We start from the raw sequence: 17,127 nt of genomic DNA on the forward strand, positions 1-17,127 counted from the left end.
GCGCTGGACAGGCCGGATTCCCATGCTATAACCCACGCGCTTTCAAGGGGCGCCCACGGCGCTCCTGAAATCCGGAGCGCGAGTTTTCGTTAGCCGGAACAGGCCCAGATAGCTCAGTTGGTAGAGCAGCGGACTGAAAATCCGCGTGTCGGTGGTTCGAATCCGCCTCTGGGCACCATCCCCTCTTCTCCCGACAGTCTCTTTCGCCGAAGGCTCTACGCTTCTGTCTCGGCAACTAGCTGAAATACTTACTGATTTCGGTGCCCAAGGCGCGGATGGTCGGGTTTCGTGGAATTTCGGCGCAGTTGGTCCAACGAGGCGGGGGGCTGGTATTTTCGCTGGTATTGGAGATCCTGATGGTATCGATGCAGCCAAATTGGAGGTCCCGAAAATGGCTCTTTCCGACGTAAAATGCCGTAATGCCCGACCCGCTTCCAAGCTCGTGAAATTGTCTGACGGTGGCGGGCTCCAGCTTTGGGTGCAGCCTACCGGATCTCGCCTATGGCGCCTCGCCTATCGTTTTGGCGGCAAGCAGAAGCTTCTGGCGTTGGGCAGCTATCCCCTCATCTCCCTCGCTGAGGCACGCGAGGCGCGCGATACCGCCAAACGTCTCCTCCTGCGTGGCATCGACCCCGCACAGGAGCGTAAGACGCAAAAGGCTTCGGCGGAGGACACCTTTCGCTCAATCGCGGAGGACTATGTCGACAAGCTGAAGAAGGAGGGACGTGCCGACCGGACCATCACCAAGGTCAAATGGCTGCTCGACTTTGCCTATCCAACGTTTGGGGACAAAAGCGTTCGGGAGATCGATCCGGCCACAATTCTTGCCGCTCTCCGCCGCGTGGAGGTTCGTGGTCGATACGAGTCGGCCAGGCGAATGCGCTCCACCATCGGCAGCGTGTTTCGATATGCAATCGCAACCGCACGCGCCGATGTAGATCCGACGATCGCCCTGAGGGGCGCACTCGTCGGTCCGACGGTCACGCCCCGTGCCGCGGTTACCGATCCTAAGGCCTTGGGAGGCTTGCTGAGGGCGATTAATGCATTTGACGGACAGCCTACAACCCGAGCCGCTCTGAAGCTGATGGCCCTGCTATTTCCCCGCCCCGGCGAGCTGCGCGCGGCCGGATGGGACGAGTTCGATTTCGAAAGCTCGGTGTGGAGCATCCCTGAAGGACGCATGAAGATGCGACGGCCGCACCGCGTACCTCTTTCCACGCAGGCCGTCAGCGTCCTGACCTCACTTAGAGAAATCTCTGGTGGTGGATCGCTGTTGTTTCCTAGTGTTCGATCGGGTTCGCGTCCGATTTCCGACAACACGCTTAACGCCGCCCTTCGCCGTATGGGCTATGGCAAAGAAGAAGCTACCGCGCACGGCTTTCGAGCAACGGCATCAACTCTGCTAAACGAATGCGGCAAGTGGCACCCGGACGCCGTAGAGCGGCAGCTGGCCCACATTGAGAACAACGACGTTCGGCGCGCCTATGCCCGGGCAGAGCACTGGGAAGAGCGCGTCAGGATGATGCAATGGTGGGCCGATTATCTGGATGAACTCGAGAGCAAAAACTCGCGGGTGGTCTCAATCGGGGGACGCGAGGCAAGCCTGCTGTCCATACATCCTCGCGAGGGTCTAGTTTGGAAGCCAACGGCGACGGTTCGCCAAACGACGAGACGAACCTCCAACCTCCGAAAATCACACTGAACCTCGTCGAAAACACCGAAACTGGGCGACCAATGTTGCAGGCCCGGAGGGTCATCGTTTTCCACAGGAAATCAATACGTTATGTTGGCCACACATTTCCTTCGTATTCTCTCGTATGGTCTGGCGAACCTAAGGACCAGGAGGAGGACTAGTATTCCCTCCGCGGTGTCTCGTCGTCCACAAGAAGGGTCGATTAACCCGTGACGAACGTGGCTGGTTTGGGGCCATGTATGGACGGCTCTCCGTTGGCAAGGGATTTGTGAGCTTTTGCAGTTGCTGGTTGGTGCGGCCATGTATCCGACCTGTAGGTGCGGCCTTTCATGTGCCGCTGGCCATAATGCCATTCGCGCGTTTCAGGTCCCGATCGAAAGCTCGCACTTATAGTGCACGGCCCCAGTGGGTTTTCCTGATCCGGCGGTTTCAACCGGCTTTGTGCATTAGCTCCTGTCCGCCCTTTCCAACCTCGTTGGCGATCCCGCGCCTTGTTTCGTTCTATGCGATGACCGGCTCCCTGTAGCGCTCGCCGCCGGTCATCAATGCCCAGACCATGCGGGCTGTCTTGTTAGCCAGCGCAACCGCCGCGACCTTGGTTGTTCGCCGCGCCATCAGTTGCACCAGCCATGGCCGCCTGGTCCCGTTCCGTTCGGCATAGCGGATGACCGCCATGGCGCCGACCACGAGCAATTGTCGCAGGTAGCGATTGCCGGCCTTGGAGATGCTGCCGAGCTTCTCCTTGCCCCCGCTAGAGTTCTGCTTCGGCACGAGCCCGATCCAAGCCGAGAGGCATCGCCCCGACTTGAACGCGTGCGGATCGGCGACGGTCGCAACGAGCGCACTCGCCAGCAGCGGGCCAACGCCCGGAATCTCCATCAACCTGCGACCCAGTTCGGTCTCTCGCGCACTCGCACGGACCCGGCGATCGTTTTCGAGGATCTGTTCCTTCACGACATCGGTCTTGTCACGGCCACGCAGATCGCCTCTGCATCTGCAGCATCATTCTTCTGCCGCTTCAGATAAGGCTTCACATACTGTGCCGGCAGCAGCCGCACATCATGGCCACGTGCAGTCAGTTCTCTCGCCCAATAATGCGACGAACTGCAGGCTTCGATTCCGACCAGGCAACGCGGCAGGCTCTCAAAGAACGGCAGCACACGCCCACGCGTCAAGTTCCTGCGAACTGCAACCTCACCAGTCGCATCCACGCCGTGGACTTGAAACACGGACTTCGCATTATCCAGACCGATTGTCGTAACGTTGCTCATAATAGCGCTCCTCCAGCTCTAATCCCGCGATCATACCGCAGGAAGGGAGGAGAGCCGTCCACCGCATCAGGAGCGGAAGGATTGCTTCTGTCACAGAAAATGCGATTGCGGTCATCCAGCACGCTAGGATTACATCGCCCGTGGGCCGAAACGGACGTTACAGGCCTCATCGAGGGAGAACCAACTTCGGTTGGAGAGACGAACCGAACCGTTGTAGCCGCTGGCCCGCGGAGGTGGGCAGCCGTCCACAGCCAAGTGAAGAGCTGCCCAACCTCAGCTATACACAACAATTATGTTGTGTTAGACGGAGTCATGACCTTCGGCATGATTCTGAACGAAAGGGACCTACGAGAGGCGCGCACCAGCGCAGCGGTACTGGATGCTGCATTGAGTTCCGAGCATGTGCTTGAGCCGATGGTAAAGGGCCTGCCGCCTGAGGTGGTGGTACACGTGACGCGCGCCATGAAGGCCGAGCGTACGGATTTGGCCGGGGTTATCGCAGCATATGAGAATGCGAAGGATAGCGGCGATCATCGCCCTCTTCAAAAAAGGGCGGGTAGCGACCCCGGCTTGACCTTGATCGTCGCCCGCATTGCAAAGGGGATGTCGCAGCGGGATTTGGCTTGGCGGCTAGGCGTCAAGGAGCAGCAGGTCCAACGGTATGAGGCAGACCGCTACAGTACCATAAGCCTCAAAAATTATGAGCGGGTCGCCGCCCTACTAGGCGTAAGTCTCCGGGCGGAAATCTCCGACATCAAAGAGCTTCGCGGGCTGGACCTGGTCATTGATGACGTCTCCAAGGAGAATATCAGGAAGATAATCAAGCACGGTCGGGAGAACGGCTGGTTTTCTGAGGGCGCGGACAAGGAGGAATTGCGCCGGTTCATAGCGGAAAACAGGATCACATTCGGCAGCCCGTCACTTCTGCGCACAGGCTTGAACGTCAAAGACCATAGCGAAGACATTCTGCTCCATGCGTGGCGTGCTAGGGTTACGAATCGGGCACTAGAGATCATCGATGCGGATAAGCCGCGCTATGTACCGCTTGACGTTACATGGCTTCCTGACCTCGTCCATCTAAGCGTGTTTGCTGACGGGCCCAAGCGCGCGAGGGACATGCTTCTGGAGCATGGCATTGTTCTGGTGACCGAACCGCAGATTGCCGGTCTGGCCATAGACGGCGCGGCGTTCCTGATCGGTGAAATCCCGGTAATTGGCATGACACTGCGCCGGGACGCGCTTGACAATTTTTGGTTTACGCTTCTGCACGAGGTAGCCCACGCGATTCTGCACTATCGCACAGGGCTGGCCGTGGGCTTCTTTGATCAGTCGGAAGCGGAATCAGTTGACGATCAGGAAGCGGAGGCCGACACATTCGCTTCAAATATCCTCATTCCGGAAGAAAGGTGGCGTAAGTCAGCCGCCCGCATTGCCCGCTCACCAGCCATTGTTGAGCGATTTGCTGAAGATATAGCTATCCATCCCGCAATTGTATTTGGACGAATCAGAAAAGAAAGAAACGACTATTCGCTCTTCTCCCAGAAAATCGGTGTAAGGCAGGTGCGTAGCGTGCTCATTGCAGAAACCTAAAGGAAGGTAAGTCAATGCTTCCATACTATCCCGCCCTACGCTTCAAGCAGGGAGAATACACTGCTGCAGGCAAGCTGCCCGCTGACGCTCAACGATTCATAGAGCCGCGCTTTGTCCTGCCGTCTCTGATCGAGCCTGATCCTGCTCTGGAGCGAACGCCCACAGTGGATGAAATCGCTTATCTGACTGGCGACCGTGTTGGAAAACACTGGCCGATCAGGCGGGCGTTCTTGGATACCCATTTCATCGCACGGGAGCTTGGCGACGTAGGTCTCCTGCGTCTCTTTCGTACAGTGTGGGGGCGGAACCCCCGGATCGTGCCGGTGGCTAGATTGACGGACCTAATCAATCCGCTGTTCCGGGACCTTCGGTGTGACGGTCCAGTAAAGCTTTCTGTACTCGTTGGCTATGAAGAAGCGGACGAGGAGGCGATCGCCGAAGCATTAAAGACCGCAAGATTGGAAGCATCAGACTGCGTGATCTTCGTTGATTTCACAGGCGCTCCGCTTGATCCAGACATAGCAACCGGTTCGGTGAGCGGAGTACTGGATCGCGTTGGCGAGGTGGGTCTATGGCAGCGCGTTGTTTTTCAAGCCTCCAACTTCCCGAACAAGAATCCAGCCGCGCCGGGTGAGACGGAACTCATTCCTCGCCACGAATGGGATGTGTTCCACGCCGCCTTGAAGGAATGCGGCATTGCGCCTGATCGGCTGGGTTATGGTGATTTCGGTGCCGACTGCGGAGAAATGGTCTTTCCGCGCAAAAAAGGCGGTGGAGCTGCGATCCGGCATCTGCGCTACACGACGGCGTCAAAGACTCTCGTGGTGCGCGGCGCTGAGACGGGTAAAGACGCTGATGTGATGGCTGACGTATGCAAGCGGATTGTTGATGGCGGACACTTCACCGGGCCGGCGTTCTCGGAGGCGGACGACCGCATTTACTGCCTCGCAAAAGGTATCATTTTGGGACCGGGAAATGCTTCCAACTGGCGGGAATGGAACATGCTGCATCACATGATGCAGGTGGTCCGCGATCTTGGCGCGCTTGCGGGTATGGAGTTCGCACTTGGACGCGTCACGTCAGAAGTCGGCCAACAGCCGTTGTTTGAGAATGCAGTCCTGACGGTAGCGTAATTGATCTTGCCGTAGGCCACAGTCACCAACCACTGGATTGTAATCAAGAGTTTGGTGGGCAGTGCAGCCGTCCGACATGGCGCAAGGTGCCATAAGATTGGCCACTCGTATTAGTGGTAAGCGGGATTATAGATGGAAGAACAGCGCAAGACACTTGAAGGCCTGATACTTGGGCTCCGTGAATTGCTTGAGGACGTTCGACTCGGACAATTCGACACCCGTGAACGCGCTGTCATGGGGCGACTGGCTCGCTTCATGGCGCCGCACTATGAAGACTGGGACATCGACACCGATCATGAACGGAGGGGGACATCCTTCCGAATGGGGAACCGGGCGAGAAGGCAATCATCCCAGATATTATAGCTCACGAATTGGGCGTGAGGAGCAACCTGTTGGTGGTCGAACTGAAGCTGAGCGACAATCACGATATCGCCCTCGACCTTTGGAAGCTCGCTCACATGACCCGCGAGAACGGACTCTATGGCTACACGCCAGGGGCGCACGTTATCCTGAACCTACAGCAGCAGACCGTGGCGCAATCCATCATCTTTGTAGGCGGGGCACCGCATCCCGAACTGGCAGGTTGGTTTCAGCGGCATTTCGACCGGATCGGCGTTATTCAATAGGGCAAACCCCGACGTACGCTTCTGACGCACCCTCGCCGGGGCGCAGTCCAATCTGACCGTTCCAAGGACCAAATTGGGGGCCGAAGGCGTCTATCCGCTTCGAGGTGCAGGAATGCTACGAGCGAAGCGCAGTCGGTGGTGCCGTGTCGCCCCAATTCCGTTGTTGCGACAGGCAAGAAGCACTTCTCCTATAATACGGGGAAACGGTCCTGCGGCACGTGGAAATCGGTCGACAGGTCAACAACGGCAGTATAACTCGGCCTAACAACGATAATTCTTTCGCGAAGCCGTCGTTGGACATGTGTCGCAGAACGCTCTTGGACAGGATTCCTATGGTCAACTTCGAAGATCTGCTCGACGACAACGAGGCGCCGGTGACCGATCCGCGCGATATCTTCCTCACGCTCGACCGAGCGAAGCGCTTCTCGTTCCCGCGCGACATTCAGACCGAAGTGATGAAAGCCTGGTTCCAGGATCCCGACAATCACGACACGGTCATCAAGCTGAACGTGGGCAGCGGGAAGACCGTGGTAGGCCTCCTCCTCCTCCAGAGCTCCTTGAACGACGGCAAAGGGCCGGCGCTGTACATATGCCCGGACAATCAACTGGTCTTCCAGGTCTCCGAGGAAGCCAATGCATTGGGTCTCGAGATCGTCGACGACCCGAAGGATCCGGCCTACGCCTCAAGTCAGAAGATCTGCGTCACGACGATCCACAAGCTGTTCAATGGCAAGTCCGTGTTCGGATTGGAACAGGTGAAGATCGCGATCGGTAGTGTGGTCGTGGACGACGCCCATGCCTGCGTGGCGGCCATCGGCGACCAATTCCGCATAACCCTGCCGAACACCCACCCGGCCTACAGCAAGATTTTCAAAGCAGCATCGAGCCAGTTGAAGCGACAAAGTCCGTCGCGCTTCCTGGCGTTGGAGGACAGCGATCCATGGGCGACCATGGAGGTGCCCTTTTGGGCGTGGAAGGACAATCAGGAAACGATACTGAAGGCCTTGCACGAACAACGGGAGTCAGACGAGCTGATCTTCAGCTATCCATTGCTAAAGGAGGTTCTGCCCTACTGCCGATGCGTTATCGGCGGGCAATCTCTTGAGATCGAGCCCACCTGCCCGCCCACCGACCTCATTAGGTCCTTCTTCAAGGCGAAGAGGAGAATCTACCTGACCGCGACCCTCGCGGACGACAGCGTACTCGTCTCGCACTTCGGAGCCAACCCGAAGAAGCTCCGCGACCCGATCGTGCCGGTATCGTCCCAGTTCATGGGCGAGCGGATGATCTTGATGCCGCAAGAGCTCAATCCCGAGATCGACATCGCCGAGGTCCGGTCGTTGCTCGTCGACCTTTCTCAGGACCACAACGTGGTCGTCATCGTGCCATCCAAGCCCGCGGCCAACACTTGGAAAGGTGTCGCCGACCAGATCCTGATCGGCGACAAGGTCGCGCCGGGCGTCGAGAAGCTTCGAAACGGCCATGTCGGCCTGACCGTGCTGGTCAATCGTTACGACGGCATCGACCTACCTGGCGATGCATGCCATGTTCTGGCACTGTTCGATCTTCCGGAGGTTTCCTCGTTCCGGGAAGCCGCCGATATGGCGATCCTCGCCGAGTCGAAGGCGGGTCTCCGTCGACAGATGCAGCGCATCGAGCAGGGCATGGGACGCGGCGTTCGATCCAACGACGACCATTGCGTGGTCCTGCTGTGCGGCGCCAAACTGACGAGCCGCATCAAGTCCGTCGATGGCCGCGAGATGCTGGCCGGAGCCACTCAGGCCCAACTCGATCTGTCCATGAGCCTCGCCAAGCAGCTCGATGGCACCGACATCGACGGCATCAAGAAGGTCATCGAACAATGCCTGGACCGTGACCCGGGCTGGGTCAAGGTCAGCAAGAAGGCGCTCCTCAAGGCCAAGCCCGGCAAGGGCCTGACTCTCGATCCGATGGCCGTTGCGCTCCGGACCGCATTCGATCTGGCGAGGTCGGGCGACCACCCCGGCGCACTGGAGGAACTCCGATCGGCCGGTAACAATCTCGACGATGTCGACGAGAAGGCCTTGACCTTGGTTCGGCAAGCCGAGATAGCGCATCACATCGATCCTGCGAATGCGCAGAAGATATTGCTGTCCGCGCACAAGTTGAACAACACCGTGCTCAGACCCATCGACGGCATCGCTTACCAGAAGCTCTCCCCGGTGGCCGGCAAGCAGGCGGCGGCAGTCCAGGAGATCCACCGAACGAGCTTCCTGGAAGCAGTGGACAGGATGCTGCACTTTAAGTCCTTAGTGGAGGACCTCAAGTTCGAACCGAGCACCTCTAACAAATTCGAAGCGGCCATTCACGAAACCGGGCGGCTGCTTGGCCTGGGATCGCAACGGCCGGAGAAGACGTCGGAAAAGGGGCCGGACAATCTCTGGGCATTCTCGGACGGAAGCTTCTTGATCATCGAGTGCAAGAACGGCGCCACCACCGAGCAAGGCATATCAAAGCACGACCTCGGTCAATTGGGCCAAGGCATCGACTGGTTCGAGGAGAAGTACACTAAGGTCACGCCGAAGACCGCGTTGATAGTGCACCCGATGAAGAACACCGGCTCGGGCGCGGCCATGATCGACGGAGCCCGCGTAATGACCGAGGTGCAACTCGACAAGCTGCGGAATGTTCTCATGGACTTCGCGAAGGCGCTGGGCGAACCAAACGTGCTGAATGACGTGAGTCGCATCGGTGCACTTCTGACCACACATGCGCTAGTGCCGACCATGTTCGTTGATCGATATTCCGTGCCACTAAAGAAGTCCTAGTCGGTTTGGCGGACGAACTGTTCTTTAGGATAAGACCAGAATATTCCTTGTTAGCCAGCATACCATCCGATGGTTCCAGCCCGGGTTAGCCGCTTGACTCTGAGCAGGGGCGGTTTGACAGGGCTGCCTAAATATCCGCTTTTCGCAGGCAGATGAAGCTCGCCCAACGACCGGAATCAGGCGGTGCAAAGCCGACGCTCCAGATAGGCTGCGCCGCCGTGCTGCAGGCAATCATTTGGAGTCGCCTGTATTTTCCTGGTCATATATCCCTAGTCAGCGCGACCGGCGAAGTTCGGCCAAGCGATCGGCCAAATCGACCTACCGATCGCAAATTTGTACATACTATCAATGCGCTAAGCATAGCGAATATCGGCCATCATCGGCATCGGCATTGGCGTCGTCGATCAACCGTCTCGGTGAAGCTGAGGTAGCGGCTAACATCGGCCAAATGATCGGCCAGTTATGGGCGCTCAGCTAAAATTTCTGTTGACATATACGTACTTAGCGCGATCTAACATCGGCCAATCATGGAAGAGACCGTACAGCGCATCGAGCCGGCGCGCCTGGAAGACGTTGCGGAGCCTATCTCCGACGCGCTGGCTGAGCTGTCAGCAAGCTCGGCGGTTCTCGGCGCCAAGCTGCATCCGCGCACGGCCGCGAACCTGGCGGATCTCGTGCGCATCATGAACACCTATTACAGCAACCTGATCGAGGGCCACAACACGCGCCCCCGCGACATCGAACGCGCCCTCGCCGGCGAATTCGACAAAGACCAGGAACGACGCAACCTGCAGGTGGAAGCCGCGGCCCATGTTCGACTGCAGGGGGAAATCGATCGCCTGGCAGCGGAGGGTCAGCTCCCAGAACCGGCTTCGCTTGATTTTTTGCGCTGGCTGCATGCGGAATTCTACCGTGACGCCGATGAGGCGATGTTGCGCATTCGCGGCGCAGACAGAGAATTCTTGATGGTTCCGGGTCGGTGGCGATCACAGCCCGAACATGATGTCACTGTCGGCCGCCACCAGCCGCCGTCAAGCGATCGCGTCGAAGCGTTCATGGAGCATTTCGCTAGCCGGTACCGCTTCCAACGTACGGGCAAAGCGGCTAGGATATTGGCGATTCCGGCCGCGCATCATCGGTTCAATTACATTCATCCCTTCCCAGACGGCAATGGACGCGTCAGCCGCTTGATGAGTCACGCCATGGCCCATGAGGCAGGAATCGCCGCGCACGGGCTGTGGTCGATTTCCCGAGGCCTGGCGCGGGGTCTGGAAAGCCGCGGCGACTATAAACGCATGATGGATCACGCCGACATGCCACGCCAAGGCGATCGCGACGGCGGCGGTAATCTTTCTATGCGGGCGCTGGCGGATTTTACCTTATGGTTTCTACGCGTATGTATCGACCAGGTCAGTTTCATGTCGAGCCTGTTCGATTTGAACCAACTAGCCCGGCGCCTGCAGCGGTTCGTTCAACGCTACGACCTGAAGCCCGAAGCTTTCCGGCTGCTCGAGGAGGCGCTTCTGCGCGGCGAGTTCGATCGCGGTGAGGCCTCACGTATCGCTGGCTTGCCGGAACGTACGGCCCGCCGCGTGTTTACCGAGGTGCTCGAGCTTGGCCTGCTTGCGTCCGATACCCCGAAAGGACCGGTATCGCTACGCTTCCCGGTCGACACGTTGGACGAACTGTTTCCTAAGCTATTTCCGGAAACTTAGCGTCGCATAACTGCGCCTACTGTTTCCCCGCCCCGGCGAGTTGCGAGCCGCCGAATGGGAAGAGTTCGACTTCAAAGGCTCGGTGTGGACCATCCCGGAAGCAAGGCATGAAAATGCGGCGGCCGCACCGCGTTGCACTTTCGAGGCAGGCCATCACCGATCTCAGAGACATTTCCGGCGGCGAGGCGCTGTTGTTTCCAAGTGTGCGATCGGGTTCTCGTCCGATTTCCGACAATACACTTAACGCCGCCCTGCGTCGCATGGGTTACAGCAAGAAAAAGCAGCGGCTCACGGTTTCCGAGCAACGGCATCAACTCTGTTGAATGAATCGGCAAGTGGCATCCAGACGCAAGAGAGACAGCTGACCCATATTGAAAAGAACGACGTTCGGCGCACTTACGCCAGGGCAGAGCACTGGGAAAAGCGCGTCAGTATGATGCAGTGGTGGGCCGATTATCTGGACGAAATTGGGTGCACGAAACCTGCAGTTGAACCCAACAAGTGTAACTGCAACCCCGTGTCCGCACCTATCGTGAACATGAACATCAGCTTTGCGTACGTTATGACATTGGCCGCGTCTATGTTGGGGCGGAACCGGCGACGCAGTCCTTCGAGGGACAGGGGCTTTTCACAAATCTACGTCAAGCGACTTAACTGGTTGTGGAGCTTCAATCGTTATTCCGAGTCGGCTGACGGCCGGCGTCAGCACAGCGTCAGGAACAGCGGTCTGGCTCAGCGTTCCGGCTTGTCGTCCCGGAGGATGCGCTCAGCGGCTCCGTCAAGATCCTCATATTGGCCACTCTTCAACGCCCACAGAAAGCCAGTCAGCCCCAGTGCGCCAAGAAATAGGGCGACTGGCATGAGGTAGACGAGTATCGTCATGATGACCGCGCTGATGGGTGAATGCCGGAATGCGTTGCCGAAGAAGCCCTCGTCAGCTCGGCGAGCCTAAAGCCCTGCAGCCGCAGCCCGTTTCCGATCACTAGCAGCGATGAGGCGGACATCGCGACCGCGGCGATCAACGGCGTGACGTTGCCGAAGATGGCGATCGGCACGGCAACAGCATTGTAGATGATCGCGATGGCTATGTTCTGGCGGATCAGCCGCCCTGCCTTCCGCGAGACGTCCAGCGCAAGGGGTACGGCCGAAAGGCTTTCACGCAGGAACACGAAATCGGCCGCGTTGCGGCCAATATCGGCGGCGGTCGCGGGAGCGATCGAGACGTGCGCCGCGCCCAGCGCTGGCGTGTCGTTGAGCCCGTCGCCCACCATCAGGACCTTGTGGCCGGCCTTGGTCAGCACTTCGATCCGCTCAGCCTTCTCGGACGGCAGCAGCGCCGAAACAAAACGGTCGATGCCCAATATTCTTGCGACATCGCCACAAGCGTCCGGGGTATCGCCCGACAGCATTTCGACCGACACGCCGGCATCCTTCAATTGTCCGACCGCCGCCTTGGCGTCGGCGCGCCTAGCGTCCTCGAACTTGAAGGAGGCGACGATCCTCCCATTCTTCGAAAGCACCGTCCCGCCATAGCCGCCATACTTGCCTTCGCCACCGGTCCGGGCTTTCCATCCGGCCCAGCCGCGCCGGCCAAGACGCCAGGTGCTGTCCGCGGTCGTGGCTTCGATGCCGAGACCCGGGTGCTCGCTGACGGCTTCCAGCTTCGGCTGGCCGGCAAAACCCGCGAATGCGGCGATGGCCTTCGAGAACGGGTGACGGGAGTGCGCGGCCATGTCGGCTGCCATCGCCAGCATCGCCGGATCGATGGACGACGCGTTGACCAGCCTGGGCTGGCCGAGCGTGAGAGTGCCGGTCTTGTCGAACACCGCGATGTCGATCGCTGCCAGGCGCTCAATGGCCGATCCGTCCTTGACCATCACGCCGGCTTCGAACAAGCGGCGCGCCGCGACCACTTGCACGATCGGCACGGCCAGACCGAGCGCGCATGGGCATGTGATGATGAGAACGGCGATCGCGATCGTCACTGCCCGGTGCCAGTCGCCGGTTACCGCCATCCAGCCAAGGAACGTCACGAAGGCGGTGAGATGGACCACCGGCGCGTAGAGCGCCGAGACACGGTCGGCGATCCGCCGATAGTGCGCACGACCACCTTCGGCGGCTTCCATCAGCCGGACCATTTCCGCCAGGAAGGAGTCCTTTGCCGCAGCGGTCGCTTCGATGGTCAGCGGGCCGGTAAGGTTGAGCGTGCCGGCCTGAACCTGTTGCCCGGACGTCACGGTTTTTGGTGTGCTCTCGCCAGAAACCAGCGAGCAGTCGAGATCCGACGCGCCCCGAATGATCCGGCCGTCGACAGGGACCCTTTCGCCTGCGGCGACCAGAAGGTGCATGCCCGGTTCGATCTCGCCAACCGGCAGGTAGTCGCGCGCGCCATCGCCGCGCAGCACGATGGCGCCACGTGCGGCCAACTGGGACAGGCCTTTCACGGCGGTCCGTGCCCGTTCGCGCATGACGTGATCCAGGGTGCGGCCGATCAACAGGAAAAACAGCAGGGATACGGACGCGTCGAAATAGGCGTGATCGCCATGATTGATCGTCTCGTAGAGGCTCATGGCATAAGCGAGCGACACCCCAACCGCGATCGGCACGTCCATGTTCATGCGGCCGTGGCGCAGTGCATTCCAGGCCGAGCGGAAGAAGATGCCGCCGGCAAAGGTGAGCGCCGGGATGGCGATCAATGCAGAGACCCAGTGAAACAGGTCGCGGGTAGCACCTTCGGCGCCGGACCAGACCGAGACCGAAAGCAGCATGATGTTGCCGGCGGCGAACCCGGCGACCGCGACCGCGCGGATCAGCTCGGCAAGCGTCTTGTCCTTCTTATCAGCGTCGGCTTCGAACAGGTGCGCCTGAAAGCCCAGCCGTCCCAGCGCGGCGACAAACGGAGGCACAGAGTCCCCACGCCACCGGATCGCGACCCGTTTCGTCGACAGGTTGACACGAGCGCCTTCGACGCGATCGAGCCTTCCGAGAGCCGTCTCGATGGCCTGGATGCACGCCGCGCAGTGAACCGTCGGCACTGAAAGGTCGGTCTGCCAAAGATTGTCGCCAAGCGATCGGCTCGCCAACCTGATCTCCTGGCTAAACGGCAGGACCGATGTGGTACTGGTCAGATCCAGCGCCAGTTCCGCGCTGGGTGCACAACAGCTCATTGCAGCGCTCCTTGCGAAATCATGATCCGGCGAACGTCGCGATAGGGCTCTGTCAGACCGGCATCGGCGTCGACTTCGACGATCCAGACGCCATCCCTTGGCAAGTGCTGCGCGGCAAATTCCTGGTCCGAGACGAGGGCGAGAGTGACGGCCTTGTCCCCAGCCTCGTAGGCGGGATGACGAAACAGTATCTTGACGCCATGCAACGGAACCGGCTTGCCGGTGGTATCGCTCAAGCTGTAGCGGACCTCACCCCGAGCGATCGTCAGTTTGCCGGTCCAACCGAGTGCCGCCTGCGCGCGCCCTTCCTCGGCCTTTCGGTTGAATTGCTGGCTGGCCACATAGGTGTTCTCGACGACAAGGCCGGTCCAGCTCGTGCTGGCGAGTGTCGCCATCGTCAGATTGACCGCGATGATCACGCCGAAAAAGCCGAGAATGGTGAGCAGCATGTGCCTGCCGGTGAACTCACGCGTCTTTTGCGTATTGGTGCTCATCTGGCGATCTCCGGTGCGTTGAAGGTGGCGGTGTATTCGTCCGATTCGAAGCTCGCTCTGTCCTCGACGCGGAACTTGAAGGTTTGTGCAGCGTGCCGAACCTCACCCGCTGGCTGGCGCACGAAGACCTTCAGCATGTTCAGCCGGTCGGGTTCGACCGCGATGGCGAAGAAGCGAGCTGCCGGCAGATCACTGCCGACGACGCTCATTTCGGCTCCCTGCAAGCCCTGCATCGTGACGACGATCGTCCTTGGCTCGGGGATCATGTTAAGCAGCTTGACGGTGTAACCGTTGCGGATCGAGCCGTCGGACAGGGTCACGAATTGCGGATTGCGGTCGTGCAGGACGTTGATCTCGAGTCGGTCGCGCGTCAGCAGCGAATAGATCAAGGCAAGCCCGACCGCCGTCCACGCGCTCATGTAGAAGAAGGTCCTCGGTCGGAAGATCTTGCGAATATGGAAATGCGCCAACCTGGCGGAGAATGTGCTGTCGGCCGTTCTGACGAGTGAAGGGTTCACGGGACCGGAGCCGCCTGCGGTCACCACCGCCATGTTGGCGTTGTAGTCGGACAGCGTCGCATAGGAGATCAGCCCGCGCTCCTTGCCGAGCTTGTTCATGACGCCGTCGCAGGCATCAAGGCACAGCGCGCAAGTGATGCATTCGAGTTGCTGGCCGTCGCGAATGTCGATCCCCATCGGGCAGACTGCGACACAGGCATTGCAGTCGACGCAGTCACCGACCGGCTGCCCCGCAGCCTGGACCTTCTTGGCGTGCCGCGAACGAGGTTCGCCACGCCAGTCATTGTAGGTCACAGTGAGCGAATTCTCGTCGAGCATGGCAGCCTGGATGCGCGGCCACGGGCACATGTAGGTGCAGACTTGCTCGCGCATCAGCCCGCCGAACGTGTAGGTGGTCGCCGTCAGCACCGCGATGGTGACGTAGGCGACCGAAGCGGCGGTGCCGTTGAATACGTCGCCGATCAGCGTCGGCGCATCGGCGAAATAGAGGATCCAGGCGCCGCCGGTAGCTGCCGCTATGACCAGCCAGATGGCGTGTTTCGACACACGCAGCACCAGTTTGCGCGCGGTCCAGCGGCCGGCGTCGAGCTTCATGCGAGCGTTGCGATCGCCTTCGATCGCCCGCTCGACAACTAGGAAAAGATCGACCCATACCGTCTGCGGGCAGGTATAGCCGCACCAGGCGCGGCCGACGGTGGACGTGATCAGGAAGAGGCCGATGCCGGCCATCATCAGAAGGCCGGCGACATAGTAGAATTCCTGCGGCCATATCTCGATGAAGAAGACGTAGAAACGGCGGTTGGCAAGATCGATCAGCACGGCCTGATCAGGAGCAAACGGACCTCGATCCCAGCGCAACCAGGGCATCAGATAATAGATGCCCAGCGTGATCGCCATCACCAGCCATTTGAAGCGGCGAAAGCTGCCCGAGGCGCGTTTAGGGAAGATTTTCTTGCGCGGAGCATAGAGCGGCTGTCGTGTCTTGGCGGAGTTGACCGCTTTTGCCTCGAGCCGCTCCATCTGCGTTTTATCCAGCACGTGCATCTCCACTCGCGCGCGGCCTATGACATCGTTGTGCGACGGACTTGTCTGCTTCGACAGACGTCCGGTCTGCAGTGAGCCCGCTTCGCCGTGTGGGCCGCGCCGCCTTGCTGCAGGTCAATCGCCGCATGCCGGAATGGTGTCGGGGCCCGACTCGTGCCGGGCCCCGTCGCTTGGCGGGGAGGGCCGAGAATAGGCTTCCGTTCCTATTCTCCGCCGCCAAGCGAATGGACATAAACCGCAAGTTCCTTAACCTTGCTCTCGCCGAGACGCCCGATCCAGGCCGGCATGACACCGTGCTTCGGCGCGCGGACTTGGACGGCGATGGCTGTCTCGCCGGGTGCGTAGAGCCAGATCGCATCGGTCAGATTGGGCGCGCCGAGCTCTTTGTTGCCTTTCGCATTATCGCCATGACAGGCGACGCAGTTTTCCGCGAATACCTTGGCGCCGGGCTCGATAAGACTTGCATCCTGGACCTTGCCCGAGAGGCTGGCGACATAGGCGCCGACCTGTGCGATCTGTTCGGGCGTGATGATGTCACCGAAGGGGGGCATTTCCGACTGCCGAGTATCCGGGTCGGATGCGAAACGGATGCCGTGCGCGATCGTTTGCTGGATCTGCTCGGTCGTGCCGCCCCATAGCCAGTCATCGTCGTTCAGGTTTGGAAAGCCCTTCGACCCTTGGGCGCCCGAGCCGTGGCATTGCACGCAATTGACCTTGAAGGTAGCTCCACCGGCCGCTACCGCGAATTCACGCAGCGCGTCGTCGGCTGCAATCTCGGATACGGTCTTCTGCTGGATGGCCGCGACATATTTGCCCTTGGCGGCTTCGGCAGCCGCCAGCTCAATCTTGACAGCGTTGCGGCTGGAATAGCCAAGCACACCCTTGGTCGCGGAAGACAGCATCGGCCAAGCCGGATACGCAATTGTATAAGCCACCGCCCAAGCGACGGTGATGTAGAAGGTTATCACCCACCATCGGGGCAATGGGTTGTTGAGTTCCCTTATCCCGTCCCATTCATGACCGGTCGTTGAGATGCCCGAGACTTCATCGATATGCTCGCTGCTCATGA

11 protein-coding genes, 1 tRNA gene and 2 pseudogenes are annotated in these 17,127 nt (G+C 59.7%); 8 read left to right on the forward strand and 6 right to left on the reverse strand.

Features of this window, described 5'->3' with window-relative positions; all coding sequences use genetic code 11:
• Positions 1-102 precede the first annotated feature (102 nt).
• Positions 103-178 (forward strand) — tRNA-Phe (locus A3AU_RS0130560).
• Between the two features lie 213 nt (positions 179-391).
• Complete coding sequence (locus A3AU_RS0130565; protein WP_032918462.1) at positions 392-1,702, forward strand: tyrosine-type recombinase/integrase; 1,311 nt, start codon at positions 392-394, stop codon at positions 1,700-1,702.
• A 492-nt stretch (positions 1,703-2,194) separates the two neighbouring features.
• Here A3AU_RS0130565 and A3AU_RS1000000137045 read toward each other — a convergent pair.
• Positions 2,195-2,964 (reverse strand): annotated as a pseudogene (locus A3AU_RS1000000137045) (IS110 family RNA-guided transposase).
• A 312-nt stretch (positions 2,965-3,276) separates the two neighbouring features.
• On the opposite strand from A3AU_RS1000000137045, the gene A3AU_RS0130575 reads away from it, so the two are divergent.
• The 6 genes and pseudogenes from A3AU_RS0130575 to A3AU_RS1000000141025 form a co-directional block, all read left to right on the forward strand.
• Entirely contained in the window at positions 3,277-4,554 is a 1,278-nt protein-coding gene (locus tag A3AU_RS0130575; RefSeq protein ID WP_027056281.1) for an ImmA/IrrE family metallo-endopeptidase, read from the forward strand.
• A 14-nt stretch (positions 4,555-4,568) separates the two neighbouring features.
• Positions 4,569-5,687, forward strand: coding sequence for a beta family protein (locus tag A3AU_RS0130580; protein ID WP_027056282.1), 1,119 nt, complete (start codon positions 4,569-4,571; stop codon positions 5,685-5,687).
• Positions 5,688-6,079: 392 nt separating this feature from the next.
• A complete protein-coding gene (locus A3AU_RS0130590; RefSeq protein ID WP_154674698.1) occupies positions 6,080-6,313 on the forward strand; it encodes a hypothetical protein in 234 nt (77 codons plus the stop codon).
• Between the two features lie 332 nt (positions 6,314-6,645).
• Positions 6,646-9,120, forward strand: a complete 2,475-nt coding sequence (locus A3AU_RS0130595) for a DEAD/DEAH box helicase family protein (protein WP_027056284.1) — start codon at positions 6,646-6,648, stop codon at positions 9,118-9,120.
• Between the two features lie 527 nt (positions 9,121-9,647).
• Entirely contained in the window at positions 9,648-10,835 is a 1,188-nt protein-coding gene (locus tag A3AU_RS0130600; protein ID WP_027056285.1) for a Fic family protein, read from the forward strand.
• 10 nt (positions 10,836-10,845) lie between these two features.
• Positions 10,846-11,304: pseudogene (locus tag A3AU_RS1000000141025) on the forward strand (tyrosine-type recombinase/integrase); the annotation flags it as partial.
• Positions 11,305-11,567: 263 nt separating this feature from the next.
• On the opposite strand, the gene ccoS reads toward A3AU_RS1000000141025, so the two are convergent.
• The 5 genes from ccoS to ccoP form a co-directional block, all read right to left on the reverse strand.
• Complete coding sequence (gene ccoS / locus A3AU_RS0130605) at positions 11,568-11,717, reverse strand: cbb3-type cytochrome oxidase assembly protein CcoS (RefSeq protein ID WP_006329249.1); 150 nt, start codon at positions 11,715-11,717, stop codon at positions 11,568-11,570.
• Positions 11,714-14,002, reverse strand: a complete 2,289-nt coding sequence (locus A3AU_RS0130610; protein ID WP_027056286.1) for a heavy metal translocating P-type ATPase — start codon at positions 14,000-14,002, stop codon at positions 11,714-11,716. Before A3AU_RS0130610 ends, ccoS begins: the two co-directional genes overlap by 4 nt.
• Complete coding sequence (locus A3AU_RS0130615) at positions 13,999-14,496, reverse strand: FixH family protein (RefSeq protein WP_006329246.1); 498 nt, start codon at positions 14,494-14,496, stop codon at positions 13,999-14,001. The genes A3AU_RS0130610 and A3AU_RS0130615 overlap by 4 nt, the downstream gene beginning before the upstream one ends.
• Complete coding sequence (gene ccoG, locus A3AU_RS0130620; protein ID WP_081709725.1) at positions 14,493-16,058, reverse strand: cytochrome c oxidase accessory protein CcoG; 1,566 nt, start codon at positions 16,056-16,058, stop codon at positions 14,493-14,495. The genes A3AU_RS0130615 and ccoG overlap by 4 nt, the downstream gene beginning before the upstream one ends.
• 203 nt (positions 16,059-16,261) lie before the next feature.
• On the reverse strand, positions 16,262-17,125 hold the full coding sequence (gene ccoP / locus A3AU_RS0130625; RefSeq protein ID WP_027056288.1) for a cytochrome-c oxidase, cbb3-type subunit III: 864 nt from the start codon (positions 17,123-17,125) through the stop codon (positions 16,262-16,264).
• Positions 17,126-17,127: the final 2 nt, after the last annotated feature.

The sequence above is a fragment of the Mesorhizobium erdmanii USDA 3471 genome (genome assembly GCF_000472705.1).
In the GTDB taxonomy this organism is placed as follows: domain Bacteria; phylum Pseudomonadota; class Alphaproteobacteria; order Rhizobiales; family Rhizobiaceae; genus Mesorhizobium; species Mesorhizobium erdmanii.